This is a genomic window from Bordetella genomosp. 11, from assembly GCF_002261215.1.
Taxonomy (GTDB): Bacteria; Pseudomonadota; Gammaproteobacteria; order Burkholderiales; family Burkholderiaceae_B; genus Bordetella_C.
Genome location: NZ_NEVS01000004.1, coordinates 1,645,665 through 1,669,959, shown reverse-complemented (window position 1 = coordinate 1,669,959; position 24,295 = coordinate 1,645,665). Strand labels below are relative to the sequence as shown.

25 protein-coding genes are annotated in these 24,295 nt (G+C 67.3%); 11 read left to right on the top strand and 14 right to left on the bottom strand.

The genetic code is table 11. The features are described 5' to 3' along the window. Positions 1-3: 3 nt before the first annotated feature. The 9 genes from ccoN to CAL28_RS15130 form a co-directional block, all read right to left on the bottom strand. Complete coding sequence (gene ccoN, locus CAL28_RS15170) at positions 4-1,485, bottom strand: cytochrome-c oxidase, cbb3-type subunit I (RefSeq protein ID WP_094842145.1); 1,482 nt, start codon at positions 1,483-1,485, stop codon at positions 4-6. Positions 1,486-1,607: 122 nt separating this feature from the next. Next, positions 1,608-1,745: a cbb3-type cytochrome oxidase assembly protein CcoS gene (ccoS, locus tag CAL28_RS15165; protein ID WP_094842144.1), complete on the bottom strand. Its 138-nt coding sequence runs from the start codon at positions 1,743-1,745 to the stop codon at positions 1,608-1,610. Next, positions 1,742-2,740 carry a P-type ATPase gene (locus CAL28_RS15160; RefSeq protein WP_141218194.1) on the bottom strand — a complete coding sequence of 333 codons (999 nt, stop codon included), beginning with the start codon at positions 2,738-2,740 and terminating at the stop codon, positions 1,742-1,744. The genes ccoS and CAL28_RS15160 overlap by 4 nt, the downstream gene beginning before the upstream one ends. Before the next feature lie 44 nt (positions 2,741-2,784). Further along, entirely contained in the window at positions 2,785-3,624 is an 840-nt protein-coding gene (locus tag CAL28_RS15155) for a universal stress protein (protein WP_094842143.1), read from the bottom strand. Between the two features lie 47 nt (positions 3,625-3,671). After that, the gene (locus tag CAL28_RS15150) at positions 3,672-4,352 is read right to left on the bottom strand and encodes a BON domain-containing protein (RefSeq protein WP_094842142.1); all 681 of its coding nucleotides are present in this window, start codon (positions 4,350-4,352) and stop codon (positions 3,672-3,674) included. Positions 4,353-4,385: 33 nt separating this feature from the next. Beyond that, the gene (locus CAL28_RS15145; protein ID WP_094842141.1) at positions 4,386-4,808 is read right to left on the bottom strand and encodes an Hsp20/alpha crystallin family protein; all 423 of its coding nucleotides are present in this window, start codon (positions 4,806-4,808) and stop codon (positions 4,386-4,388) included. Positions 4,809-4,845: 37 nt separating this feature from the next. Beyond that, positions 4,846-5,493: a BON domain-containing protein gene (locus tag CAL28_RS15140; RefSeq protein ID WP_094842140.1), complete on the bottom strand. Its 648-nt coding sequence runs from the start codon at positions 5,491-5,493 to the stop codon at positions 4,846-4,848. A 174-nt stretch (positions 5,494-5,667) separates the two neighbouring features. Further along, the gene (locus tag CAL28_RS15135) at positions 5,668-7,026 is read right to left on the bottom strand and encodes an ATP-binding protein (protein ID WP_094842139.1); all 1,359 of its coding nucleotides are present in this window, start codon (positions 7,024-7,026) and stop codon (positions 5,668-5,670) included. Beyond that, positions 7,023-7,694 carry a response regulator transcription factor gene (locus tag CAL28_RS15130; RefSeq protein ID WP_094842138.1) on the bottom strand — a complete coding sequence of 224 codons (672 nt, stop codon included), beginning with the start codon at positions 7,692-7,694 and terminating at the stop codon, positions 7,023-7,025. The genes CAL28_RS15135 and CAL28_RS15130 overlap by 4 nt, the downstream gene beginning before the upstream one ends. Positions 7,695-7,903: 209 nt before the next feature. Here CAL28_RS15130 and CAL28_RS15125 point away from each other — a divergent pair, with 209 nt between their 5' ends. The 6 genes from CAL28_RS15125 to CAL28_RS15100 all read left to right on the top strand — a co-directional run bounded on the left by CAL28_RS15125 (position 7,904) and on the right by CAL28_RS15100 (position 12,690). Beyond that, positions 7,904-8,449, top strand: a complete 546-nt coding sequence (locus tag CAL28_RS15125; RefSeq protein WP_254926285.1) for a thermostable hemolysin — start codon at positions 7,904-7,906, stop codon at positions 8,447-8,449. Further along, the gene (locus CAL28_RS15120) at positions 8,446-9,921 is read left to right on the top strand and encodes an AMP-binding protein (protein WP_094842137.1); all 1,476 of its coding nucleotides are present in this window, start codon (positions 8,446-8,448) and stop codon (positions 9,919-9,921) included. Before CAL28_RS15125 ends, CAL28_RS15120 begins: the two co-directional genes overlap by 4 nt. A gap of 12 nt (positions 9,922-9,933) precedes the next feature. Next, entirely contained in the window at positions 9,934-10,605 is a 672-nt protein-coding gene (locus CAL28_RS15115; RefSeq protein WP_094842136.1) for a TenA family transcriptional regulator, read from the top strand. Then, positions 10,602-11,417 carry an SDR family oxidoreductase gene (locus CAL28_RS15110; protein ID WP_094842135.1) on the top strand — a complete coding sequence of 272 codons (816 nt, stop codon included), beginning with the start codon at positions 10,602-10,604 and terminating at the stop codon, positions 11,415-11,417. The genes CAL28_RS15115 and CAL28_RS15110 overlap by 4 nt, the downstream gene beginning before the upstream one ends. Further along, entirely contained in the window at positions 11,414-12,076 is a 663-nt protein-coding gene (locus tag CAL28_RS15105; protein WP_094842134.1) for a hypothetical protein, read from the top strand. The genes CAL28_RS15110 and CAL28_RS15105 overlap by 4 nt, the downstream gene beginning before the upstream one ends. Before the next feature lie 131 nt (positions 12,077-12,207). Next, entirely contained in the window at positions 12,208-12,690 is a 483-nt protein-coding gene (locus CAL28_RS15100) for a universal stress protein (protein WP_094842133.1), read from the top strand. Between the two features lie 15 nt (positions 12,691-12,705). On the opposite strand, the gene CAL28_RS15095 is transcribed toward CAL28_RS15100, so the two are convergent. Beyond that, positions 12,706-13,710 (bottom strand): zinc-dependent alcohol dehydrogenase family protein, encoded by a 1,005-nt coding sequence (locus CAL28_RS15095; RefSeq protein ID WP_254926138.1) that lies wholly within the window; start codon positions 13,708-13,710, stop codon positions 12,706-12,708. A gap of 208 nt (positions 13,711-13,918) precedes the next feature. On the opposite strand from CAL28_RS15095, the gene CAL28_RS15090 reads away from it, so the two are divergent. Then, on the top strand, positions 13,919-16,648 hold the full coding sequence (locus tag CAL28_RS15090) for a bifunctional acetate--CoA ligase family protein/GNAT family N-acetyltransferase (protein WP_094842132.1): 2,730 nt from the start codon (positions 13,919-13,921) through the stop codon (positions 16,646-16,648). A gap of 34 nt (positions 16,649-16,682) precedes the next feature. Here the strand turns inward: CAL28_RS15090 and CAL28_RS15085 are convergent, their stop codons facing one another. The 3 genes from CAL28_RS15085 to CAL28_RS15075 all read right to left on the bottom strand — a co-directional run bounded on the left by CAL28_RS15085 (position 16,683) and on the right by CAL28_RS15075 (position 19,335). Next, positions 16,683-17,108 carry a universal stress protein gene (locus CAL28_RS15085; protein ID WP_094842131.1) on the bottom strand — a complete coding sequence of 142 codons (426 nt, stop codon included), beginning with the start codon at positions 17,106-17,108 and terminating at the stop codon, positions 16,683-16,685. Between the two features lie 108 nt (positions 17,109-17,216). After that, positions 17,217-17,405 (bottom strand): hypothetical protein, encoded by a 189-nt coding sequence (locus CAL28_RS15080; RefSeq protein WP_094842130.1) that lies wholly within the window; start codon positions 17,403-17,405, stop codon positions 17,217-17,219. A gap of 91 nt (positions 17,406-17,496) precedes the next feature. Continuing rightward, positions 17,497-19,335, bottom strand: a complete 1,839-nt coding sequence (locus CAL28_RS15075) for a PHA/PHB synthase family protein (RefSeq protein WP_254926137.1) — start codon at positions 19,333-19,335, stop codon at positions 17,497-17,499. A 195-nt stretch (positions 19,336-19,530) separates the two neighbouring features. Here CAL28_RS15075 and phbB point away from each other — a divergent pair, with 195 nt between their 5' ends. From phbB to CAL28_RS15055, 4 genes are all read left to right on the top strand, one after another. Then, positions 19,531-20,274 (top strand): acetoacetyl-CoA reductase, encoded by a 744-nt coding sequence (gene phbB / locus CAL28_RS15070; protein WP_094842128.1) that lies wholly within the window; start codon positions 19,531-19,533, stop codon positions 20,272-20,274. A gap of 124 nt (positions 20,275-20,398) precedes the next feature. Next, the gene (locus CAL28_RS15065) at positions 20,399-21,910 is read left to right on the top strand and encodes a sensor histidine kinase (RefSeq protein ID WP_094842127.1); all 1,512 of its coding nucleotides are present in this window, start codon (positions 20,399-20,401) and stop codon (positions 21,908-21,910) included. After that, positions 21,907-22,320: a response regulator gene (locus CAL28_RS15060; protein WP_094842126.1), complete on the top strand. Its 414-nt coding sequence runs from the start codon at positions 21,907-21,909 to the stop codon at positions 22,318-22,320. Before CAL28_RS15065 ends, CAL28_RS15060 begins: the two co-directional genes overlap by 4 nt. Before the next feature lie 46 nt (positions 22,321-22,366). After that, the gene (locus tag CAL28_RS15055) at positions 22,367-23,848 is read left to right on the top strand and encodes a hybrid sensor histidine kinase/response regulator (RefSeq protein ID WP_094842125.1); all 1,482 of its coding nucleotides are present in this window, start codon (positions 22,367-22,369) and stop codon (positions 23,846-23,848) included. Positions 23,849-23,855: 7 nt separating this feature from the next. Here the strand turns inward: CAL28_RS15055 and CAL28_RS15050 are convergent, their stop codons facing one another. Next, positions 23,856-24,293, bottom strand: a complete 438-nt coding sequence (locus CAL28_RS15050) for a universal stress protein (protein ID WP_094842124.1) — start codon at positions 24,291-24,293, stop codon at positions 23,856-23,858. Positions 24,294-24,295 lie beyond the last annotated feature (2 nt).

The window sequence follows — 24,295 nt, the reverse complement described above, 5'->3', positions numbered from 1 at the left end:
CCTTCAGGCGGCGGTGGTGGTGGCGACGGCCGGCTCGGCCAGCGGTACGGCGACGGGCTGCGGCGCGGGCTGCGGGATGGCGGGATCGACGGCGGTGGCCTTGCGCACGGTCATCCAGGTATTCCAGGCCATGACGAGCACGCCGGCCAGGAACATCGTCCCGCCCAGCAGGCGGATCAGGTAGTACGGGACGCGGGTCTTCAATTCCTCGACGAAGCTATAGACCAGCGTGCCGTCCGGGGCGGTGGCGCGCCACATCAGACCCTGCTGGACGCCGGCGGTCCACATCGCCGCGATGTACAGGACCACCCCCAGCGTGGCGACCCAGAAGTGCAGTTCGATGGCACGCACGCTGTACATGGTCTCGCGGCCGTAGAGGCGGGGGATCAGGTAGTAGAGCGAACCGAAGGTGATCATGGCGACCCAGCCCAGGGCGCCGGAATGCACGTGGCCGATCGTCCAGTCGGTGTAATGGGACAAGGCATTGACGCTGCGGATGGACATCATCGAGCCTTCGAAGGTCGCCATGCCGTAGAAGGACAGCGCGGTCACCAGGAACTTCAGAATGGGATCGGTGCGCAGGCGGTGCCAGGCACCCTGCAGGGTCAGGATGCCGTTGATCATGCCGCCCCACGAGGGCGCCAGCAGCACCAGCGAAAACGTCATGCCCAGCGACTGCGTCCAATCCGGCAGCGACGTATACAGCAGGTGATGCGGGCCGGCCCACATATAGGTAAAGACCAGCGCCCAGAAGTGGACGATGGACAGGCGATACGAATAGATCGGCCGGCCCGCCTGTTTCGGCACGAAGTAATACATCATGCCGAGGAAGCTGGTGGTCAGGAAAAAACCCACGGCATTGTGCCCGTACCACCACTGGACCATGGCGTCCTGCACGCCCGCGTAGGCGGAATAGGACTTCCACATCGTCACCGGCAGTTCGACGTTGTTGACGATGTGCAGGATGGCGATCGTCAGGATGTAGGCGCCGAAGAACCAGTTGGCCACATAGATGTGCTTGACCTTGCGCTTGACGATGGTGCCGAAGAAAACGATGGCGTAGGCCACCCACACCAGGGTGATCAGGATGTCGATCGGCCATTCCAGTTCCGCGTATTCCTTGCTGCTGGTCAGGCCCAGGGGCAGCGTAATGGCCGCGGCCACGATCACCGCCTGCCAGCCCCAGAACGTGAACTCGGCCAGCCAGCCGCAGAACAGCCGCGCCTGGCAGGTGCGCTGGACGACGTAATAGGACGTGGCGAACAGGCCGCAGCCGCCGAAGGCGAAGATCACCGCGTTGGTGTGCAGGGGGCGCAGCCTGCCATAGCTCAGCCAGGGGATGTCCAGGTTCAGGGACGGCCAGATCAGCTGCGCGGCTATAAGCACCCCGACGGCCATGCCGACGATGCCCCAGACGATGGTCATCAAGGCGAAGCGGCGAACGACGCCATAGTTGAATGTCGCCGTCGTTGGACTGTCACGCATGATTTGTCTCCCCCTTGGTTTCCGTGGCGCCATGATGGTGCCGGCCGCGGGGAACCGGCTTGACCTTGGTCAATCCCGGTGCGCGGGAATCGGCCGCCGGGGCGCCGTGTCGCGCGCGCGCGTCAGTCGTCGTCCGGCAGGCGGTCCGCGATGCCGTCGGTGTCGTCGTATTGCCCGGTCAGCACCGCCCAGGCCAGGAAGCCCCCGATCGCCGCGACGAACAGCAGGGACAGAGGCAGCAGCAATACCAGGATGGTCATGGCGTTCCCACCGCCGCGCCCGCGCCGCCTTCCGCCGGCGCGCCCGATGCACGGGACCGGGCCGATGCATGGCCGTCGATCCAGCGGCCATGCAGCCGCCACGCGTTGCCCGCCACCGCCAGGGACGACACCAGCATCGTGACCGCCGCCAGCCACGGCGTGACCCAGCCCAGGGCCGCCAGGGGCATCATCAAGAGATGGAAGGCCGCGCTGCCGTAGAGGTTCTGCATGGCCTTGCGCGCGGCCATGGCCTGGATGGCGCGGATGTCGGCTTCGTCGGCACAGGGCAGGGCGCCGATGGCGGCGTCGGCGCTGGCCATGACCGCCGGTACCGACATCGACAGCGCGCAGGGGCAGCTGATCACCAGCATCGCGACCGTGACGGGCAGGAAGCGGCCGGGGTCGAGCCAGATCCAGACCAGGCCGGTGGCGAACGTGGCGGCCAGTTGAACGGTACAGAACTGCGCCGCGCGGCGGTCGGCGTACAGGGTAAGCGTGGCACGCGTGCGCCGCAGCGGGTCGTTGCGGCCGCCTGCGCGCGACTGGCGCGCGCACAGCGCCAGGTAGCGCGCCGTCAGCAGAAAGGCGACGAACATCGTGACGGAATCGAAGTACACCGCGCCGTCCCCGGCGATCGTGGCGTGGACGCTGGGTACGAAAGCGGCCGCCATGCCCGTGGCCACCGGCAGGTCCATTCCGGGCCGCCCCTGCCATAGTCGTGTCGCCGCGCCGTGCCATAAGGGCCAGGCGGAATAGACCAGGACCGGCAGCGTCAGCGCCAGGCTGGCCCAGTTCATCAGCCCGATGGCCCAGTCCAGGGTCGCCAGATTGCGCGCCGGCAGGTCATCGTGGCGCACGTAGGCCGGCCACGCCAGCATCATGACCTGCATCATGACCAGCCAGGCCAATCCCAGCCGCAGCAGGGCGTGGCGGCGGACCTGGCGGTCCGCCGGCGACAGCCCGGCCGGGATGGAGAAGATGGAGTAGGGACGCATGGCTGCAGCGTACGCCGGCCGTCCGGCCGCGACCTTGACCTGGGTCAATGCGAGAACAGCACCGGGACGGTCATGGCTTCCATGATCTCCCGCGAGGCGCCGCCCAGCACCCATTCACGCATGCGGCTATGTCCGTACAGGCCCATCACGATCAGGTCGCAACTGTGGTCGGAAGCGGCATTGAGGATGGCGTTGCCGATGCCCACCTCGCTCGTCTCGCGGATCAGCATCCTGGGCTCGCGATAGCCCTGGGCACGGAACCAGGCCGGCAGGTCGTCGGCGACCGTCTGGCGCGCCCGCATGGCGTCGGATTGCGCGTCCAGCGTCAGGACGAAGGTCTCCTCGGCTTTTTCGATGAAGGGTGCGGCATCGGCGAGGGCACGCGCCGCCTCGCGGCCATGGTCCCAGCAGAACAGGATGCGATTGCCGACCGTGCTGTATTCCCCGGCGTAGGGCACGACCAGGACTGGCCGGCCCGCGCTCATGACGATGGTTTCCACCAGATAAGGATCGACGATGGAATCCGTGTCCGTGTTGTTGGCCTGGCTGAGGACCAGCAGGTCGGCGCAGCGCGCGTGCAGTGGCAGAACCTGCTCCGGGCGGCCGTCCGGCGTGCGCCATTGGGCCGCGACGTTGCCGGCGGCGTCGACCCGGCGATTGAATTCGGTATGGCATTTCTCGCGGTCCGCCGCGCGTTGCTGCAGCATGACCTCGTAGACCCCGCTGGGGATGACGCTTTCGTCCAGGGTGTCGCGCGGCCACACATAGGCGACGTATATGCCCAGGACCTCCGCCCCGAAGCGCTGCGCCAGCGCCAGGGTGGTGGCCGTGCGGGCCGGGCAGGCCTGGTCTTTCTCGATGTGCAGCGCGATGCGTTTCAGCATGATGGTTCTCGCTTTTGGATTTATCGTGTTTATCGACAGGCTCGCCCTCAGGCCGTGACCTCGGAGCGGATGGACAAGAGATTCTCGACGGCTCGCACGCCCGGCACCGACCAGCAGGCGCGCTCGGCGGCGGCCTTCTCATGCCAGGTGGAGACGTGGCCCTCCAGGACAGCCGTCTCGCCGCGGATGGCGACGTGGATGCCGGCCGCTTCCAGCTCCGCGTCGCGGCGCAGCGCGGCCTGTATCGTGCGTTCGACGTTGTCGGGACGAACCTGCCGCAGCAGTTCGATCTGGTTCGTAATCCCCGTCACCCCGGACAGCTTGCGTACCGCCATTTCCGCGGCCATGCGCTGGAAATGCCAGGAGACCCTGCCGGTAAGCGTCACCCAGCCATGCTGCACGGTGACCTGGATGTCCTGTTCCGGTATGCCGGCGCTCCATTTGATGATGGAAAGCGCGCGCTGGGCGATCTGGTCGTCGTCCACGTGCTTGTCGGCCGCCCGGCGCACGGTGACTTCGAGCGCGATCCCGCGCACGCCCCGCACCTTGCGGACGATGTGTTCGATATCGAACCGTTCCGCATAGGTGTCGACGTGCCCGGACAGCGTCACGATGCCGTTGGACGCGGAAACGCCGACATGCGCGGCATTCACGGCGGGGTCGGCCTCCAGCGCATCCAGCACCCGCTGGCGCAGGGATTCGTCGGCGTTTCTTTCTTCCTGATTCATGGTCTTGTCTCCCGGGGCGCCCGCCTGGCCGCTTTACGAAATCTCGATGCGGCGCGTGCCGTCGCCGGCCTTTTTCGGCAGCGTCAGCTTGAGTACGCCCTTGTCGTACACGGCCGTGACGTGGTCTTCATCGATGCTGGTGGCGAACGAGACGGCGCGCTGCATCTGGCCCCAGTAGCGCTCGCTGCGCACGACGCGATCGCCATCCTTGACTTCTTTTTCGGAGGATTTCTTGGCGGAGATGCGTACCTCGCCGCCGTCGATGTCGACCTGGATATCCTCCTTGTTCATGCCGGGGATCTCGGCCTGGAGGACGTACTCCTTGTCGTTCTCGGTGATATCGAGGTCCATGCGGGGGCCGTCTTCCGCCAGGCCGCGTATCGGGCGCAGGAATCCTTCGAAGGCGTCGGCGAACGGTTCGGCGGAGAAGGGGCTGTAACGAGTGAGTCGGCTCATGGTTTGCTCCATGTTGGGTGTAAAGGTTGGGCCGTCGCTACACGACGGTCAGATGGTTGACGACGGAGGTCACGCCCGGCACCGCCCATGCCGCCCGCTGCACGGCATTGCGTTCGTGCCAGCTGCGGGTCGTGCCCGACAGCGTCACTTCGCCGCCATTTACATGCAGGCGGATGTTGCCGGCTTCGACTTCGGCGCTGCGCCGCAGGGCCTGGTCGACGCTGGCCCTGATATCGCCGGACTGGACCCGGTGCCGCAATTCGATCAGGTTGGATACGCCGGTGACGCCGGCCAGCCGCCGCACGGCGCTTTCGCAGCCCATGCGCTGGTGGTGCCACTCCACCTCACCGCTCAATGTCACCCAGCCCCGTTCGACCTTTACCTTGACGGCGTCGGCAGGCAGGGAGGCATCCCAGGCGATAAGATCCAGCGCGCGCTTGGCCAGCTGGTCGTCGTCGGTGGGGCTGGCCGTGGGCGGGCGGACTTCGATTTCCTGCGCGATCCCGCGCACGCCCTTGACCCGCTGCGCCGCGCGCTCGGCGTTGTACTTTTGCGCGTAGGCGGAGACGTGCCCGGTCAGGGTGGCGATGCCATCTTCCACGGCCACGCCGATGTGGGCGGCATCCAGGCTGGGGTCGAACTCGAGTTCTTCCAGGACACGCTTGCGCAGTTCCGCGTCGTTCATGATGGCCTCCCGTACGGGGCTTCGCGATGAAGCCTTGCGTTCATACTCGTGCGAGACGCGCGGGTATGCCTTGACATTGGTCAAGTTGCATCGGGGATGGGAAACGGCCGCGGAACGAGCCCGTCGCGGGGCTCGTACTTAAGGACTAATCCGGGGCGCCGGGCGCCACGCGCACTACGATCCCCGCAGGATCGTCACGCGCAGGCCGGGACCGAAATCGCCGCCCGCCGGGCGCATTTCGAAGCGCAGGTTCAGTCCATGGTTGCGGGCGATGCGGCGGGCGATCGATACCCCCAGGCCGCTGCCGGATTCTTCGTTGCCGGCGGCCCGCAGGAAGCGGTCGCCGATGCGCGCCAGCACTTCCGGCGGCATGCCCGACCCCTGGTCGTCGACGTGGATGCGCGACGCGGTGAAGGACAGGCGCACGCGCGAGTGCCGCGGCCCATAGCGGACGGCGTTGTCCAGCACGTTGCGCAGCATGATCACCAGCGCATCGGTGTCGCCGGCGATGGGCAGCGGCGCTTCGCCGTTTTCGGGCCATTCGACCTCGATCTCGATATCGCGCCGGTTGGCGATCCACAGGCAGTCGCCGACCGCCTGCTCGGCCACGCAGCGCCAATCGATCTCGCCGCCGAAGCCCAGGTGCCCGACGCTATCCAGACGCGCCATGGTCAGAAGCTGGGCCACCAGGCGGTCCAGGCGTTCGAGCCCGCGCGTCACGCTGGCCTGCGCCTGGCGGCGCTGCGCGGGATCCTCGGCGCGCTGCGCCACATCCCATTGCGCGCGCAGCGCCGCCAGCGGCGTGCGCAATTCGTGGGCGGCGTCCGCCGTCAGGCGGCGCTCCTGTTCGATCAGGGAGGCCACCCGGGCCAGCAGGCCATTCATGGCCTGAACCAGGATCCTCAGCTCGCCGGGCGTATCGCGCAGAGGCAGCGGGCTGTCGTCGTCCGGATCCCGCCGTTCGAGGCGATGCGAAAGATCCCGGACCGGCCTGATCGCGCGGCGCACGGCGACGATCAGCAGGACGATCAGCACCGGCAGGCTGACGAGCAAGGGCAGGATTTGGCTGGCGATATAGGAGACGATCAGATCCTTGCGTTCGCCGAGCCGCTGTCCCACGGCCACGCGCGTGCCGCTGGCCGGATCGTTCAGGTAGAACAGGCGCCACGATACGTCGTCGACCACGCTGTCGAAGAAGCCCTCGCGCGTGCCGTTGCGGGGGAACTGCTGCGCTTCGGGATCGGCCACCAGCGGATCGCCCGCGCCACGCCACACGGCCAGGGACCAGTCCTGCAGCTCCGCGGCGCCGAGATCGCCGGGAAGCACCATCTTCAAGGGTTCGGGCGAGGGCGCCGCGTCCGCGGGCAGCAGCCTTGCCACCGCCAGCGCCTGCTGCGCCAGGCGCAGCATATCGGTGTCGTACAGTTCGTTGATTTCGTGTTCCGCGCGCCAGTAGGTACCGGCGATGGTCAGCAGCCAGGCCACGGGCGCGGCCACGAGCACGGCGACGATGAGTCGTTGCTGCAAGGTCATGAATCGATGTCCACCTGTCCCAGCGCGTATCCGGAGCCGCGCAGGGTGCGGATGATCTTGGGATGTATCTTTTTGCGTACGTGGTGCACGAAGACGTCCAGCGCGTTGCTTTCCACGTCCGCGTCCCAGTCGTAAAGCCTTTCGCGGATGAACTCCCGCGTGAGGACGCGGTTGGGATGGGTCAGGAACAATTCCAGCAGCAGGGCCTCGCGGCTGGAGAGGTCGACGCGGCGTCCTTGCCAGTACACCTCATGGGATGCGGGATGGTATTCCAGATCGCCATGCCGCCAGACGGGTTCGGGCTTGCCGGCCTCGCGCCGCGTCACGGCGCGCAGGCGCGCCGCCAGCTCGTCCAGCGCGATGGGTTTGATGAGGTAGTCGTCGGCGCCCGCATCCAGCCCGGCGATGCGGTTTTCCACCGCATCGCGTGCCGTCAGGACGATGATGGGCAAGGCGCGGCCGGCTTCGCGCCAGCGCCGCAGCAGGGCCAGGCCGTCCTCGCCGGGCAGGCCGAGATCCAGCACCACCGCGTCGTAGCGGACGACGCGCATGGCCTGATCGGCTTCCTTGCCGCTGCCGAACCAATCGACCGCATAACCGAGCAGTCGCAAACCGTTTTTTATACCGTCCCCGAGTAGCGGATCGTCTTCGATGATGAGTATTCTCATTCATATTCCTGGAGCCGCGAGCCTGCTCAGCTTAGCATCGCGGCGTCCGTTAATTTTCGATTAATGTTCGGCGCCTATGCTGCGCCGCACAGTATCGGAAACCATACATGCATTGCCTGGATATTTTGATGCCGCGGCGCAGGACACCACGTGGCGCTGGCGCATCGCCGACAGCGACGGTCGGGCGAGCGGATGCCGCCGCGCTGCACGTGCATCATTTGAACGACCCTTTGCGCGAGCGCGTCGAGTCCTATATCTGCCAGCGGTACCGGCAGCGATATGGGGCCAATATAACGGAATCGCTGCCGGTGCTCGTCAGCCTGCAGGCCGACGGCGAGATCCTGGCCGCGGCGGGCTATCGCGATGCCTATTTCCCGCTGTTCCTGGAACGATACCTGTCCGCGCCGGTGGAGCGATACCTGGGCGACGGCGGCAGGCCGGTGGCGCGCCATCGCATCGTCGAGGTGGGGCATTTCGCCGCGATGCGGCCGGGCGCCGGGCGGCGCCTGGTTCCCTTGCTCGCGATGCACCTGCACCAGCAGGGCTATGAGTGGGCCGTCAGCACGCTGACCTCGGAACTGCATCATCTGTTCTCGCGGATGGGGCTGGCGCACCGGTCGCTGGCGCTCGCCAGCGAGATGCGGCTGGATGCGGGCGAACGCGCGGACTGGGGCGACTACTACGCGCACCGGCCCGAGGTCTTCGCCGGGCACCTGAAGACCATACTCGAACGCTTCCGGGAGCACGGCGCATGAAGGTCGAGGATTTTTTCGCGCTGCTGGCCGATGCGCGGCGCGCGGCCGACACGGCGCTGGTCACGGAGGCCGGCGACCTCAGCTACGAAACGCTGAATCGCCGGGTCGAGGCCCATGCCGGGCGCCTGGCCGCCCTGGGCGGCGGCGCCGTGGCATCGCTGATGGACAACGGCGCCGACTGGGTGGTCCACGACCTGGCGTGCCTGCGCGCGGGCCTGGTGCATTTGCCGCTGCCGCCGTTCTTCACGCCGGCGCAGCTGCGGGCCGCCATGTCGGCCGCCGGCACCTCCACACTGGTAACGGGCGCTTCGATGAAGGACGCGCTTGCGGCGCTGGATCCCGGCGAGGGCGAGTCCTGGTCGGACACGCTGGGCGTGTATCGGCCGCGCCTGCCCGCCGTACCCGCACACCCGGGCACGGCGAAGATCACTTTCACGTCGGGATCGACGGGCAACCCCAAGGGCGTCTGCCTGGGCGCGCGGGAAATGCTGGGCGTGGCGGCCGGTGTCGCGGCGGCCACCGCGTCCCTGGGCATCCGGCGGCATATGACGGCCTTGCCGCTTCCCGTGCTGCTGGAAAACATCGCTGGCGTCTATGCCCCCTTGATACAAGGCGCGGCCATCGTCGTGCATCCTGGCGCCCGTGTGGGGCTGCGCGGCTCGTCCAGTTTCGATGCGGCGGCCTTTCACGGCGCGCTGCAGGCCTGCGGCGCCGAAAGCGCGATCGTGCTGCCGCAGATGCTGCGCGTTTACGCCGGCTGGCTGGCCGCGACCGGCGCGAAGGCGCCCGCGGGCCTGCGTTTCATGGCCGTGGGCGGGGCCGCCGTCGGGGCGCCGCTTCTGCTGCAGGCCCGCGCGCTGGGCCTGCCCGCCTATGAAGGCTACGGCCTATCGGAAGCCTGTTCCGTCCAGACGCTGAACCTGCCCGGCGCGGACAGCCCGGGATCCGCCGGGCGGCCGTTGCCGCATGCCGGCGTGCGCATCGCCCCCGACGGCGAAATCGAGATCGCCGGTACCCATGCGCTCGGCTATCTCGGCCAGCCCCCGGCGGCCGACGCATGGCTGCGGACCGGCGACCTGGGGCATATCGACGACGCGGGTTTCCTGCACATCGAAGGCCGGAAGAAAAACGTGTTGATCACCGGCTTTGGCCGGAACGTGTCGCCCGAATGGGTCGAGCTGCAATTGGCCGGCCAGCCCGGCATTGCGCACGCCGTGGTGCTGGGCGAAGGCCAGGCCGCGCTGGGCGCGGTCCTCTGGCCGCTGCCGGGCACCGATGACGCCACCCTGCAGGCCGGCGTGGACCGGGCGAACCGGCTGCTTCCCGATTACGCCCGCATCGGCGCCTGGATGCGTGCCCGCGCGGAGTTTTCCTTCGCGTCCGGCATGGCCACGCCGAACGGGCGGCCGCGTCGCGATGCCATCGCGGCCCGGCACGCCGATCTTTTCCTGGACGTACACCTGCACCCTTAGCCCCGAGCCATCATGCCGTTCTTCGAAAAACTGGTCAGCGATACCGGCGCCAGCCGCGACGCGCTGGTGCACACCCCCATCATCCAGGACTGCCTGCGCGGACAGGTCACGCTGCCCGCGTATGCCGCCTTCCTGCGCGAGGCCTATCACCATGTCCGGCATACCGTCCCGCTGATGCGGGCCTGCCGCGCCCGCATGCCGCCGCGGCTGGACTGGATGCACGAGGCGCTGGACGAGTACATCCAGGAAGAGCAGGGCCACGACGAGTGGATCCTGAACGATTTGCGCGCGCTGGGCGAAGACGCCGATGCGATCCGCGAGAGCGACCCGGGACCGGACACCGAGGTCATGGTGGCCTACGCCTATGACACGATCGCCAGGAACAATCCCGTCGGCTTCTTCGGCATGGTTCACGTCCTGGAAGGTACCAGCGTGGCCCTGGCCCTGAATGCCGCCGACCGCATCCAGCAAGCCCTCGGATTGCCCGCGGCCGCCTTCAGCTATCTGCGCTCGCACGGCACGCTGGACCGCGAACATACCCGGCACTTCGCCGAACTGATGAACCGGCTGGACGACCCCGGGGACCAGGCGGCGGTGCTGCACGCGGCGCATATGTTCTACCGCCTCTATGGCGCGATCTTCCGCGGCCTGCCGCGCGCGCAGGAAGGGAGCGCGATCCAATGAGGCCGACCGACGCATCGGTGGTACTGACCGGCGCGGCCGGCGGCCTGGGCAGCGCGATCGCCCGCCAACTGCTGAACGAGGGGGCGCGCGTGCTGCTGGTCGGGCGCACGGCCGAGCCGTTGCTGGCGCTGGCGCATGCGCTGGCCACGGGCTCTTTCGACCGGTGGCGCGTGGATGCCCTGGTCGTCGACATCGCCACCGACCAGGGCCGCGCCGCCCTGATCGATGCGGCCGCCGCCCGCCAGTGCAATGTGCTGATCAATAACGCCGCGGTCGCGGCATTCGGCAGGGCGCAAGACCTGCAGGCGTCGCACGCCCGGCAGGTCGTGGAGACCAACATCCTGGCGCCCATGCTGCTTATCGCGGGCATGCTGCCGCAACTGCTCTCCCGCAAGCAGGCGCAGATCGTCAATATCGGCTCGATCCTGGGCAGCCTGGGCGTGCCCGGATTCTCCGCCTATGGCGCCAGCAAGGCGGCGCTGCGCGTCTATACCGAATCGCTGCGGCGCGAACTGGCGGACACCCCCGTGCGGGTCCAGTACTACGCGCCGCGGGCGATCGACACGCCATTCAATTCGAACGAGGTGCGCGCGTTCAACCGGGCGACCGGCTCGCGCAGCGATAAGCCCGACACGGTGGCGCGCGACCTCGTGCGGATGCTGCGCGACGAGACGCCCCAGCGCTACGTGGGCATGGTCGAAGCCCTGGCCGTGCGACTGAACAGCCTTTTTCCCGGATGGATGGACGGCGCCTTTGCCAAGCACCGCCGCGCCTTGAAACCTTCCGACCCAACTCCCGGAGCCTCTTCATGATTCGACGTTTCCTACGGGCCGGACTGGCGGCCACCCTGTTGGCCGCCGCTACGCTGGCAATGAGCCTGCCGGCGCGGGCCGAGCCGGCCGACCTGGACCAGGGCATCCGCACGCTGCAGAACGACTGGGCCGTCATCCAGTACAAGACGCCGCAGGATGACCGCGCCGCCAAATTCGAAGCCTTGTCGCGGCAGGCCCATGCATTGACCGAGCGCTATGCCGCCCGGGCGGAACCGCACATCTGGGAAGGCATCATCCTGAGTTCCTGGGCCGGCGCCAAGGGCGGACTTGGGGCGCTGGACCTGGCGAAGCAGGCCAAGGCGGAGTACGAGACGGCGATGAAGATCGACCCCAAGGCCCTGGATGGCTCGGCCCTCAATAGCCTGGGCGTCCTGTACTACAAGGTCCCGGGCTGGCCCATCGGATTCGGCGATAACAAAAAGGCCGAGGCGCTGTTGCAGCAGGCATTGGCGGTGAATCCGAACGGCATCGATCCGAACTACTTCTATGCCGACTATCTCGTCTACAGGAACCGCAAAGCCGAGGCGATGCCGTACCTGGAGAAAGCGCTCAAGGCGCCGCCGCGGCCGGGACGCGAGCTCGCCGACGAAGGCCGCAGGGGCGAGATACAGGCGCTGATGGCGAAGATCCGTTCCTGACGGACCCTTCGCCGCCGCCGTTCGCGCGGTGTTGACCCATATCAAGGCGGGGGCGAGCGCGTCCGATAGAGTGGAAACAGGCAATCCGGCCGTGTGTGGACGCGGGCCGATGCCTTTTCCGAGGGGGCGCTATGTACGACAAAATCCTGGTGCCGGTCGACGGCAGCGAGACCGGCAGGAGGGCGCTGGAGCAGGCCGCCAGGCTGGCCACGCTATGCAAGGCGAAGATCCGCCTGCTTCATGTACTGGATACGCTGCTCTATAGCAACGGGTTCGAGCGGCCGGAGGTCTATGTGCATCAGGTGCATCCCTCCATGTTGCGTACGGGACATCGCATCCTGACCGAGGCACGGCATTTCCTGGAACAGCGCGGCGTGCCCTGCGATTGCCATCTGGAGGAATGCGACGACCGCCGCGTTTCCGAAATCATCGTCGACCACGCCCGGCAATGGGGTGCCGACGTGATCGTCATGGGCACGCATGGACGCCGGGGCGCCAACCGCCTGTTGATGGGCAGCGACGCCGAACTGGTCGCGCGCACCGCGGCCGTGCCGGTGCTGCTGGTGCGCCTGCTGGAATCGGAACAGGCGGCGCCGGCCGGGGCATCGGCCTGATACGGCGCTGCCGGATCAGCGGGCCGCGCTCGGCGGCACCAGGACGGCCGCGCCGACCAGGCGCCCGTCGCGCAGGTCGGACAGGGCGCGATTCGCCTCCGCCAGCGGATAGGCCGTCGTATGCATGCGGATCGGGGCGGTGCCGGCGAAGCGCAGGAATTCCTCGCCGTCCTTGCGTGCCAGGTTGGCGACGGAAACGATTTCCCGCTCTTCCCACAGCAGGCGATAGGGGAAAGCCGGGATGTCGCTCATGTGTATGCCGCCGCACACCACGCGGCCGCCCTTGCGCACGGCCGCCAGGGCCGCGGGGACCAGGGCGCCCACGGGCGCGAACAGGATGGCCGCATCCAGCGGCCGGGGCGGCATCTCGTCCGAGCCGCCGACCCAGCTGGCGCCCAGGTCCCGGGCCAGCGACTGCGCGGCCAGGTCGCCAGGCCGCGTAAACGCGTAGACCGTCCGGTCCTGCCACACGCACACCTGCGCCAGGATATGGGCCGCGGCGCCAAACCCGTACAGTCCGATATGCCGCGCATTGCGCGCTGCCCGCAGGCAGCGCCAGCCGATCAGCCCGGCGCACATCAGCGGCGCGGCCGCCACGGGATCGTGCAGTCTGGCCAGGGGAAAGACGAAGGCGGCGTCGGCCAGGGCATGCGTGGCGAATCCACCGTCGAAGGTATAGCCGGTGAACAGCGGCCTGTCGCACAGGTTTTCCTGCCCCTGGCCGCAGTACGGGCAGTGTCCGCAGGTATGCGCCAGCCAGGACACGCCCACGCGCGTTCCCGGCGCCGGCGCCGTCACGCCCGGGCCCAGGGCGTCGACGATGCCGACGATCTCGTGTCCGGGAATGATGGGCAATGCCGGATGCGGCAGATCTCCATCCACGACATGCAGGTCCGTGCGGCAGATGCCGCATGCCTCGACCCGTATGCGCACCTGTCCCGCCGCCGGCTGGGGCAGGGGCCGCCGTTCCTGGCGCAGCGGTTCGCCGCGCGCATGCAAGACCATCGCTTCCGCTTCCATATCGACTCCCGGACGGATGCCGCCGCAAAAAATAAGCCGGAAAACAACGATACCCAGGCTACCGCGCGAACGGTCGGCGTCGTTGACCTGGATCAACACCGCCCGGCGGCCTATGCGCGAAGGTAGGCCCATGAAGCGGGAGGGTGGGTCGAACCGGCGGGCGACCAACGGTCTGTCCGCCTGGATCGGGTCCGGAGAGGAATACAAGATGAGCATCAGGAATCTAAGGGCGCTCTTCCACCCCACTTCGGTGGCGGTGGTCGGTGCATCGGAACAGCCGTATTCCGTCGGCGCGCGGGTCTTTTCCAATCTGCTCGAGGGCGGCTACGGCGGCGCTATCTACGCGGTCAATCCCAAGTACTGCGTGGTGCGCGGCGTACCGTGCCACCGCGAGATCGCGGAACTGCCGGCCGCGCCGGACCTGGCCATTCTGTGCACGCCGGCGGCCAGCGTTCCGGGCCTGATCGCGCAACTGGGCGCCAAGGGCACCAAGGCCGCCATCGTGCTGAGTGCCGGGCTTTCCGCGCAGGGTGGCGCGGGGCAGCCCGATCTGCGCCAGGCCATGCTGGACGCCGCGCGGCCGCACCTGCTGCGCATCCTGGGCCCGAACTGCCTGGGCATGCTGACACCCGGCCTGGGACTGAACGCCAGTTTCGCCCCCACGATGGCGCTGCCCGGGCGGCTGGCCTTCGTGTCGCAATCCGGCGCGCTGGCCACGGCGGTGCTGGATTGGTCCAACAGCCGGAACATCGGCTTTTCGCACTTCGTCACGCTGGGCGATAGCGCCGATGTCGATCTGGGAGACCTGCTCGACTACCTGGCCGACAGCCCCGAAGCCAACGCCATCCTGCTGTATGTCGAATCGGTGACCGCGGCGCGCAAATTCATGTCGGCGGCCCGGCGCGCCGCGCGCAACAAGCCCGTGGTCGTGATCAAGTCGGGCCGGGTGCCCGAAGGCGCGCGCGCGGCGGCCACGCATACCGGCGCGCTGGCCGGCTCCGACCTGGTGTACGACGCCGCCATCCGCCGCGCGGGCATGCTGCGCGTGGACACCACGGACGAGCTGTTCGATGCGGTAGAGACCCTGGCGCGCGCACGGCCGCTGCGCGGCGACCGCCTGGCCATCATGACCAACGGCGGCGGCGCGGGCGTCATGGCGACCGACGCGCTGGTGCTCGGCGGCGGCAAGCTCGCCAGCCTGGAAGCATCCACCCTGCAAGCCCTGGACGCGGTGCTGCCCGCCACATGGTCGCATGCGAATCCGGTCGATATCGTCGGCGACGCGCCGGTCAGCCGATATGTCGATACCATCGATATCCTGCAGCGCGACCACGGCAGCGACGCGGTATTGTTCATCCATGCGCCGACCGCCATCGTCTCCAGCGAGGACATCGCGGCGGCCATGCAGCCGCATATCGTGGGGGCGCCGCGCAATGTATTCGCGGCCTGGCTGGGCGGCGACGCCGTGGCGCATGCGCGCAGGCGCTTCCGCAAGGCCGGTATCCCCACTTACGACACGCCGGAACAGGCCGTAGGCGCGTTCATGCACGCCGTGCAGTATCGGCGCAACCAGGCACTGCTGATGGAAACGCCGTCGCAGGACGGCCGCGCGGAAAACCGCAATGTGGACCTGGCCAGGACCGTCGTCGCCGGCGCGCTGGCGCAAGGGCAGACCCTGCTGCCGGACGCCGAGGCGAAGGCGGTACTCGCGGCCTACGGCATCCCTGTCCTCGAAACGCGCATCGCCCGCGATGCCAGCCAGGCCGCCGCGCACGCGGAGGAACTGGGCTTTCCCGTCGTGGTGAAGATCCTGTCGCCGGCGATTTCCCATAAGTCGGACGTCGGTGGCGTGGCGCTGGACCTGGACACCGCGGGCCACGTGCGCCTGGCGGTCGAGTCCATGACGCGCCGGGTCGCATCCCTGCGGCCCGACGCGCCGATCGAGGGATTCATGGTCCAGAAGATGGTGCGTCGTCCGCAGGCCCACGAATTGATCGTCGGCGCGGCGGTGGACCCCGTTTTCGGCCCCGTGGTGCTGTTCGGGCAGGGCGGTACCGCCGTCGAGGTGCTGGCGGATCGCGCCGTGGGCCTGGTGCCGTTGAACGAACCCCTGGCCCGGGACATGGTCTCGCGCACCCGGGTGGCCAGCCTGCTGGCCGGCTATCGCGACCGGCCCGCCGTCGACCATGAAGCGCTGTATCGCGTGCTAACGCAGGTGTCGCAGCTGATGTGCGATCTGCCGGAAGTCGAGAGCCTGGACATCAATCCCTTGCTGGCGGACGCCCAGGGCACGATTGCCCTGGATGTGCGCATGCGGGTGCGCGCCCATACCGGCGCCGCGGCCGACAGGCTGGCGATCCTGCCCTATCCCGCGGCCCTGGAACAGTGGGCGCAGTGGGGCGGCTCCACCGTACTTATCCGGCCCGCCAGGCCGGAAGACGAGGACTTGTACCGCGGCTTCTTTCTTTCGCTGACGCCGGATGACGTGCGTCATCGCTTCTTCGGCATGATCCGCCAGTTGCAGCATCGCGAGCTTGCCCGCATGGCGCAGCTGGACTACGACCGCGAAATGGCCTTCGTGGCGATCCGGCGAAGCGCCGAAGGGCAGGAGACCATGCTGGGCGAGGTTCGCGGCGTCGTCGATCCCGACAACGAATCGGCCGACTTCGCGCTGATGGTCCGCTCGGACCTGAAGAACCGCGGTCTCGGAACCCTGCTGATGACACGCCTGATCCAGTATTTTTCGGGCCGGGGGACTGGCCGGCTGGTCGGCACCGTGATGGCGGACAACAGCGGCATGCTGGAGCTGGCTCGCCGCTGCGGCTTCATCGCCGAACCGCATGGCCTGGGCGAGGAAATCCGCATCGCGCTCACGCTGAACGCGCCCGCGGGGACGCCGGAAAGACAGGATCCGGCGCCGATACCGCAGGTGGCCTGACAGGGAAAGGGCCCCGAGGGGGCCCTGGCCGGGGTTACTTGACGATGGTGACGGGTATCTGCGCCAGGTGCAGCGTCTTGGTCGTGATCGACCCCAACCACAGTCCGGACGTCGCGCCCAGCCCGCGCGAGCCCATGACGATCTGGTCGCATTTGTTCTGCTCGGCCATGGCAACGATGGTCTCCGCGATATGCCCCACCTTGATATGCGCCGTATATGGCACACGGGCGTCGTCCAGCATCGCCTTGGCCTTGGCCAGCATCGCCTCGCCTTCTTCCTGGTGGTATCTGTGGATCGTTTCCTTGTCGATGAACAGATGCACGGTGCCGGATACGATGGGGATCTGCACGTTCAGCAGATGCAGGGTCAACGGCTCGTACTGCTTCGTGTGCCTGATGACATAGGACAGCGCCCGCAGCGCGTTGTCCGAGCCGTCGATGGGGACGAGAATGCAGCTCATGGAATCTCCTTGGGGGGGCGGGCCCGGCGGGGCCGGGCATGGGGGATCGGGGGCGGCGAAGCGGGGCGTGCGGATCGGCCCCAACGCGGGCGGCTCAATGCGGGCGGTTCAATGGATCGCGACGGGGTCGTGTCCCGCCCCCGGGGCCGCGTTCCGCTCGGCGTCGTAGGCATTGCGCAGCATGCGCTCGGCAAGCGCCAGCGCGCGCAGCGCATCGTCGACGCTGGCGCCGGAGGCCAGCACGAAATGCACGGCCTGGGATGCCAGATGGGCGACGTCATACGGTTCTGCTTTCATGTCATGTCCTCCGTGTAGTCCTTGCAGTGTCGGCCGTGGCGCCGGCCTGCCGATTGACCTACATCAAACGGGATCGCCGCGGCGATGGCTACTAATGGCCGAGAACGTATTCGCCGGGCGCATCTCCAAGGACGGTGTCGGGGGGATAGGCGGGCGCGGGTCCCCTGGCGCCGGAATGCCGGGCCAGCCACGCTTCCCAGTGCGGCCACCAGGACCCTTCGACCAGCTCGGCCTGGCTGGTCCATTCCTCGGGCGGCAGATAGCGCGCGCCCTCGCGGCGCACGCTCCAGCGGAAATAGCGGTGCGGCCGGTCCGGCTCGCTGACGATGCCTACGTTATGGCCGCCGGAACACAGGATGAACGTCAGGTCGCGATGGTTCAGGAGGTGCAGCTTGTAGACCGATTCCCAAGGCGAGATATGGTCGCGCTCCGTGGCAACCGCCAGCATGGGAACCCGGATGTCCGCCAGCGCGACCGGTTGGCCGCGCACGCATAGCCGGCCCGCGGCCAGATCGTTGTTCAGGTACAGGTGGTGCAGGGTTTCGGTATGCATCCGGTAGGGCAGGCGCGTGATGTCGGCGTTCCAGGTCATCATGTCGGTGATCTGCAACTGGTGCCCCAGCAGGTAATCCCGTACCAGCTTGGACCAGATCAGGTCGCGCGAATTCAGCAGCTGGAATACCCCGGCCAGTTGCTTGCCGTCCAGATAGCCCTGCTGCCACATCAGGGCATCCAGGCAGGCGACGCCGCTGGGGCTGATGAACAGGCCCAGTTCGCCGGGTTCCTCGAAATCGGTCTGCGCGGCCAGCAGGGTGATGCTGCGCAATAGCGGCCGCCGTTCGTGTTCGCGGGCCAGCGCCGCGGCCCCGATGGCCAGCAGCGTGCCGCCCAGGCAATAGCCCACCCCGTGCACGCGCCGTCCCCCGCTATCCTGCGAGGACTGCCGCAAGGCGGTCAGCAGGCCGTCGTGGATGTACTCGTCCATGCCCCAATCTCGGGCCTCCTCCTTGGGGTTCTTCCATGACACGGCGTAGACGGTATGGCCATGGTCCACCAGGTAGCGGATAAGGGAATTGTGGGGCGACAGGTCCAGGATGTAGTACTTGAGCAGCCAGGACGGCACGATGACCACCGGCTCGCGCCAGGTATCGGCGGTGCGCGGCGCGTACCGGATCAGTTCGAACATCTCGTTGCGGAAGATCACCGCGCCCGGCGTGGCGGCGATCTCCTTGCCGACGCGATAGACCTCGCGGTTGCTGGCCGAGGTCCCCGGAGCGCAACCGGATAGCAGGTCGCAGGCGTCGGTCCAGAAGCGCCTGGCGCCATGCAGCAGGCTCATGCCCTGGGTCTGCGACATGGCTTCCAGGACTTCCGGATTGGCGAACCAGAAATTGCTGGGCGACATCGTGTCCAGCAACTGGCGCCCGATGAAATTCATGACCTTCTGATGATGGGGGGCGGCTCCGCTGACGCCGTGGGTGGCGGCATCCCAGCTGCTTTCCACCCGCTGGAAGGCCGAACGCCACTGCGCATAGGGCCAGGTGTTCCAGTCCTCATGGCGGAAGCGCGGATCGGGCCGCCGATGGTAGTGCTCGAACTGGCGGGCGGCTTCGGCCGGCGACTGGCAGGCCGCCTGCCACAGGGACAGCTGCTTGCCGGGCGAAATGGCCAGGTGCATGGCCCAGTCCATCCAATCGAGGTAGATCCCCAGCGGAGACACGCCGCCCACGGTGCGCGCGACGGCGGCATGGCTCAGGCGGTCCAGGCCGCGCCACGCGGGTTCGGCGGGCGGCTCCGGGCAATGGACGGACGCGTCCGCCGCGGGCAGGGCGGGGGCTTTCCGGCCGGGCCGGCGCGATGGCGCGAGCGGCGCCGCCGCCGTGGCGCCGGCAATCCCGGTCTCGTTCATCGGGGACAATTCCTTGGACATCGCGCCACCTTGCGGATCTGGATATGGCTCGATGCTAGGGCCGCCGCGGCGCGGGCGTATTGATATAGCGCAAGAGGGCCATCCGCCCCCGGCCAGCTTGACGCACGTCAACGCGGGGTGCCCCGGCGCGGTCTAGTGTGGCCGGATGCGGGCGGCCGATGGCGCAGCCCGCCGGCAAACCACGGAGGATCGGCCATGACGCAGAGAATCGCAATGATCACGGGGGGGATGGGAGGACTGGGCCAGGCCATCGTCTCGCGCTTTCACCAGGCCGGCCATCGCATCGTCGTGACGGTGTCGCCGGGCAACGACCACGCCACGGCCTGGCTGGAGGCGCATCGCCGCAACGGCATCGAAGTCAGCGCCTATCAGGTCGACGTGGCCGACTATGACAGCTGCGTGGCATGTATCGAACGCGTGCGCAGGGAAGTCGGCGATGTCCATATCCTGGTGAACAATGCCGGCATTACGCGGGATGCGACCTTGCGCAAGATGGCGCAAGCGGATTGGGACCGGGTCATCCGCACCAACCTGGATTCCGTCTTCAACATGACGCAGCCCCTCTTGGCCGGCATGGTGACGAACGGATGGGGCCGCATCGTCAATATCGCCTCGGTCAACGGCCAGCGCGGCCAGTACGGCCAGGCCAACTACGCGGCGGCCAAGGCCGGCATGCACGGTTTCACCATGTCCCTGGCCCAGGAAATGGCCAGGCATGGCGTCACCGTCAACACCATATCGCCCGGCTATCTGGCGACCAGGATGGTGACGGACATGCCCAGGGAAGTCCTGGAAACCAAGGTGTTGCCGCTGATCCCGATGGGCCGCCTGGGCCAGCCGGAAGAAATCGCCGCGCTGGTCAACTTCGTCGCCTCGGACGACGGCGCCTACATAACGGGGGCCAATCTGGCGATCAATGGCGGGCTCCATATGCAGTAGGAAATCCCCATCCTTTATCGCCCCGCGACGGATCGGCAAGGTCTCGCTTAGAATGCCGGTGACGCATGATGTGCCCGCTCGGCGGGCGCTCGACAGTCCACCCCAAGCCGGCGCAACGAGGCGAATGAAAGATCACATATTGGAAAGCCAGACGATGGATTGGCTGATCGGTTCGGCCACCGAAGCCATCGTTATCGCGGATACCGCGCACAGTATCGTTCTGGCCAATGCCGCCGCCGCCACGCTATTCGGCCATCCCGCCGCCGCCATCGTGGGGACCGCCATATCCGTCCTGCTTCCCGACTGGCCGGCGCTGGACGGCACGGCCGGTGGCCAGGATCCCGGCCCGGCGAAGGGCGAAGCGCGGGCAGGGGTGTTCGAATTGCCGGCGCGGCGCCACGACGGCAGCGCGTTTCCGGTGGAAATATGCGTATCGCCGCTGACCACCCATTGGGGGCTGCGGCTTTGGATGGTATCCATCCGGGATATCAGCTCGCGCAAGCAGGCCGAACAGGGCTTGCGCGATAGCGAGGCGCGGCTGCGCGCCGTCTTCGACACCGCGGTCGACGCGATCATCACCATCGACGACCGCGGGCGTATCGAACGCTTCAATCCGGCCGCCGTGCGCATCTTCGGCTACACCGAGGCCGAAGTCCTGGGCCGCAACGTGTCGATGCTGATGCCCAATCCGCATCGCGACATGCACGACGGATACCTGGGGAATTACCTGCGCACGGGCGAGAAGAAGATCATCGGCATCGGCCGGGAAGTGGTCGGCATGCGCAAGGACGGCAGCGTTTTCCCGATGGACCTTTCCGTGGCGGAAATGAACGTCGCCGGCAGGCGCATGTTCACCGGCATGGTCCGCGACATCACGCAACGCAAACTCGCCGAAGAGCAATACGCGCAACTGCTGCGCGAAGTCACCAGCGCCAACGAGGAGCTGACCAACTTCGCCTACATCGTTTCGCACGACCTGAAGGCGCCGCTGCGCGGCATCGGTTCGCTGGCGAACTGGCTGGTGGCCGACTACGCGGACCGCCTGGACGACGAGGGGCGCGAGCACCTGCGCCTGCTGATCGGCCGCGTGCACAGGATGAGCGGCCTGATCGACGGCATCCTGGAGTATTCGCGCATCGGGCGGATCAAGGAAGCCCGGGTGCGGGTGGATCTCGACGTCCTGGTGCGCGAGATCATCGACCTGCTGGCGCCCCCGGACCATATCCGCATCACGGTCGAGCGCCCGCTGCCGGTCATCGTCGCCGAACGCACGCGCATGCAGCAGCTCTTCCAGAACCTGATTTCCAACGCCATCAACTACATGGACAAACCGCAGGGGACCATACGCATCGGCGTCGAGCCGGCCGGCGGCCGCTGGCGATTCTCGGTGGCCGATAACGGCCCGGGTATCGATCCGCGCCACCACGAGCGGATATTCCAGCTGTTCCAGACTCTGGCGCCGCGCGATCGGGTTGAAAGCACCGGCGTGGGGCTGACCCTCGTCAAAAAGATCCTGGAGATGTACGGTTCGGATATCTGCGTGCAATCCGCGGTCGGGGCCGGTGCCACATTCCTGTTTACATTGCCCATGACGGGCGGGGACACGAACATAAACGAATCCGGAGTCAATACATGAAAACGCCTTCCAAGCCGGTATTGCTGGTCGAAGACGATACGGTCGACGCAATGACCGTGAAGCGCGCGCTGAAGGAAATCAATGTCCTCAACCCTCTGGTCCGTTGCGAGAACGGCGAAGAGGCGCTGGACTATCTTCGCGATCCGGCCAACGAGCGGCCCTGTATCATTCTGCTGGACCTGAATATGCCGGTGATGACCGGCATCGAGTTTCTTCATGTGATCAAGGCCGATGAACAACTGCGGCGCCTGCCGGTGATCGTGCTGACCACCTCGGAAGAGCAGCAGGACAAGGTCAACAGCTTCAACATGAGCGTGGCCGGCTATATGGCCAAGCCGGTCGACTACCGGCAGTTCGTCGAAATCATGCGCTCCATCGATCTTTACTGGACGATCAGCGAACTTCCCTGATCGACCGTGGGGAGGCGGCCGGCGCCGCTTCCCAAAGCGAACCAACATGGGCAACACCACTATCCGGGTACTGCTGGTCGAGGACGATGCGGTGGATCGCATCGCATGCCGTCGCGCGCTGTCCGCCGATCCGGTACACCGGTTCGAGGTCGCCTCGGCCGAGACGGGCGACGAGGCAATGCGCTACCTGCAATCGCATCGCGTCGATTGCATCTTGCTGGATTACCGCCTGCCGGATCAGACCGGCCTGGAATTCCTCGGCAGTCTGGCCGACGGCACGGGCGAGGTTCCCCTGCCGGTGCTGGTCCTGACGGGCGAAGACAGTACCGGCGTGGCCGTCGACATGATGCGCCACGGCGCGCGCGATTATCTGTACAAGGATACGGAGCGGCGCTATCTGCAGGCCCTGCCGGCCGCCATCGAGCGCATGCTGCGCGCCCAGCGGCTGGTGGAGGACAAGCGGCAGGCGGAGGCGATGTTCCGCACGCTGGTCGAACAGATCCAGGCCATTACCTATGTGCGTGGCCTGGACGGCGACGGCGCCCTGCGCTATATCAGCCCGCAGGTCGAAGCGCTGGGGTTTTCGGCCGAGGAATGGCTGTCCGATCCCGGTGTGCCGCTGGCCGCCATCCATCCGGCGGACCGTGCCAAGGCAGCCGCCGCGATCGCGCGCAGCAGCGCCGACGGCAGCCCGCTGCGCGTGGAGTACCGGATGATCGGCAAGAACGGCAGGGAATCCTGGTTCCGCGACGAGGCCGAAGTGGTCCGCGATTCCACCGGGCGGCCGCTGTTCCAGCAGGGCATCCTGATCGACATCACGCAAAGCAAACTGGCCGAGGAAGCGTTGCGTGAGTCGCGCGAGGCATTGCGGCGCCTGGCCGCCCACCAGGAAAACATCAAGGAAAGCGAACGCAAGCGCATCGCGCAGGAAATCCACGACGAACTGGGCGGCCTGCTGACGGGTATCAAGGCCCACGTTTCGGTGTCCCTGGAGCGCGGCGTGCGGGCGGGCGCCAAGGCCGATCCCCTGCTGGAAGAAGCCGGACGCCTGACCGAGGACGCGATCCAGGCCGTGCGCCGGGTCATCAACGATCTGCGCCCCAGCGTGCTGGACCAGCTCGGCGTCTGGGAGGCCATCGAATGGTACTCGGGACAGGTTGAATCGCGCTTCGGGCTGGTATGCGATTGCAGCATCGCGGAATCCGCGCTGCAGGCGCGCGTGGATCCGGACCGCAGCATCATGCTGTTCCGGGTGGTGCAGGAGTCGCTGACCAACGTCGTGCGGCACGCCGATGCCTCGCTGGTATCGGTGCATGCCGCGGCCAAGGACGACGTCGTCACGGTGGAGGTTCGCGACGATGGCAAGGGATTCGCGCCGGACAGGCCGGCCAACCACCATTCCTGGGGAATCCAGGGGATGCAGGAACGTACCCGCCACTTCGGCGGGCAGCTGACCGTCTCCAGCATCCCCGGGCAGGGCACGCGGGTTTCGCTGCGCCTGCCGCTGGAGCCCCACGACGCCGCGTGATCCGCTCCTAGCGGTAGACCAGTACCGGTATCGAGCAGTGCGTCAGCACCTTCTGGGTGACGCTGCCCAGCACCAGCGCCTTGACGCCGCCGTAGCCGTGCGAGCCCATCGCGATGACATCGCAGTTGGCTCGCCGGGCCGTTTCGATAATGGCTTCGTACGGCTGCTCGTGCTCGACCTGCACGACATCGCACGCCACCCCTTCGCGCTGGGCCAATTCCCGCGCCGTTTCCAGCATGCCGCGGGCGCGATCGCGCTGGTATTTGTCGTACTCATCCTTCACCCGTTCGATCTGCTCGGCCTCGGCCGATAGCATGTGGAAGGGTTCCGTTGCCGTGAACAGGGTCACTTTGGCCTGCATGTCGCGGGCCAGGGCCAAGGCATACCGCAGGGCGCGCGAGGCGCCTTCGGAGCCGTCGATGGGAATCAGCAGATGTTTGAACATGA

Excerpts from the sequence above, each read along its gene's own strand:
- CAL28_RS15090 (WP_094842132.1), top strand. The coding sequence starts at position 13,919 with ATGAGCATCAGGAATCTAAGGGCGCTCTTCCACCCCACTTCGGTGGCG.
- CAL28_RS15155 (WP_094842143.1), bottom strand. The coding sequence starts at position 3,624 with ATGCTGAAACGCATCGCGCTGCACATCGAGAAAGACCAGGCCTGCCCG.
- ccoN (WP_094842145.1), bottom strand. The coding sequence starts at position 1,485 with ATGCGTGACAGTCCAACGACGGCGACATTCAACTATGGCGTCGTTCGC.
- phbB (WP_094842128.1), top strand. The coding sequence starts at position 19,531 with ATGACGCAGAGAATCGCAATGATCACGGGGGGGATGGGAGGACTGGGC.
- CAL28_RS15150 (WP_094842142.1), bottom strand. The coding sequence starts at position 4,352 with ATGAATCAGGAAGAAAGAAACGCCGACGAATCCCTGCGCCAGCGGGTG.
- CAL28_RS15105 (WP_094842134.1), top strand. The coding sequence starts at position 11,414 with ATGATTCGACGTTTCCTACGGGCCGGACTGGCGGCCACCCTGTTGGCC.
- CAL28_RS15160 (WP_141218194.1), bottom strand. The coding sequence starts at position 2,740 with ATGCGTCCCTACTCCATCTTCTCCATCCCGGCCGGGCTGTCGCCGGCG.
- CAL28_RS15050 (WP_094842124.1), bottom strand. The coding sequence starts at position 24,293 with ATGTTCAAACATCTGCTGATTCCCATCGACGGCTCCGAAGGCGCCTCG.
- CAL28_RS15065 (WP_094842127.1), top strand. The coding sequence starts at position 20,399 with ATGAAAGATCACATATTGGAAAGCCAGACGATGGATTGGCTGATCGGT.
- CAL28_RS15140 (WP_094842140.1), bottom strand. The coding sequence starts at position 5,493 with ATGAACGACGCGGAACTGCGCAAGCGTGTCCTGGAAGAACTCGAGTTC.
- CAL28_RS15135 (WP_094842139.1), bottom strand. The coding sequence starts at position 7,026 with ATGACCTTGCAGCAACGACTCATCGTCGCCGTGCTCGTGGCCGCGCCC.
- CAL28_RS15055 (WP_094842125.1), top strand. The coding sequence starts at position 22,367 with ATGGGCAACACCACTATCCGGGTACTGCTGGTCGAGGACGATGCGGTG.
- CAL28_RS15100 (WP_094842133.1), top strand. The coding sequence starts at position 12,208 with ATGTACGACAAAATCCTGGTGCCGGTCGACGGCAGCGAGACCGGCAGG.
- CAL28_RS15120 (WP_094842137.1), top strand. The coding sequence starts at position 8,446 with ATGAAGGTCGAGGATTTTTTCGCGCTGCTGGCCGATGCGCGGCGCGCG.
- CAL28_RS15080 (WP_094842130.1), bottom strand. The coding sequence starts at position 17,405 with ATGAAAGCAGAACCGTATGACGTCGCCCATCTGGCATCCCAGGCCGTG.
- CAL28_RS15095 (WP_254926138.1), bottom strand. The coding sequence starts at position 13,710 with ATGGAAGCGGAAGCGATGGTCTTGCATGCGCGCGGCGAACCGCTGCGC.
- CAL28_RS15060 (WP_094842126.1), top strand. The coding sequence starts at position 21,907 with ATGAAAACGCCTTCCAAGCCGGTATTGCTGGTCGAAGACGATACGGTC.
- ccoS (WP_094842144.1), bottom strand. The coding sequence starts at position 1,745 with ATGACCATCCTGGTATTGCTGCTGCCTCTGTCCCTGCTGTTCGTCGCG.
- CAL28_RS15075 (WP_254926137.1), bottom strand. The coding sequence starts at position 19,335 with ATGTCCAAGGAATTGTCCCCGATGAACGAGACCGGGATTGCCGGCGCC.
- CAL28_RS15115 (WP_094842136.1), top strand. The coding sequence starts at position 9,934 with ATGCCGTTCTTCGAAAAACTGGTCAGCGATACCGGCGCCAGCCGCGAC.
- CAL28_RS15145 (WP_094842141.1), bottom strand. The coding sequence starts at position 4,808 with ATGAGCCGACTCACTCGTTACAGCCCCTTCTCCGCCGAACCGTTCGCC.
- CAL28_RS15110 (WP_094842135.1), top strand. The coding sequence starts at position 10,602 with ATGAGGCCGACCGACGCATCGGTGGTACTGACCGGCGCGGCCGGCGGC.
- CAL28_RS15085 (WP_094842131.1), bottom strand. The coding sequence starts at position 17,108 with ATGAGCTGCATTCTCGTCCCCATCGACGGCTCGGACAACGCGCTGCGG.
- CAL28_RS15130 (WP_094842138.1), bottom strand. The coding sequence starts at position 7,694 with ATGAGAATACTCATCATCGAAGACGATCCGCTACTCGGGGACGGTATA.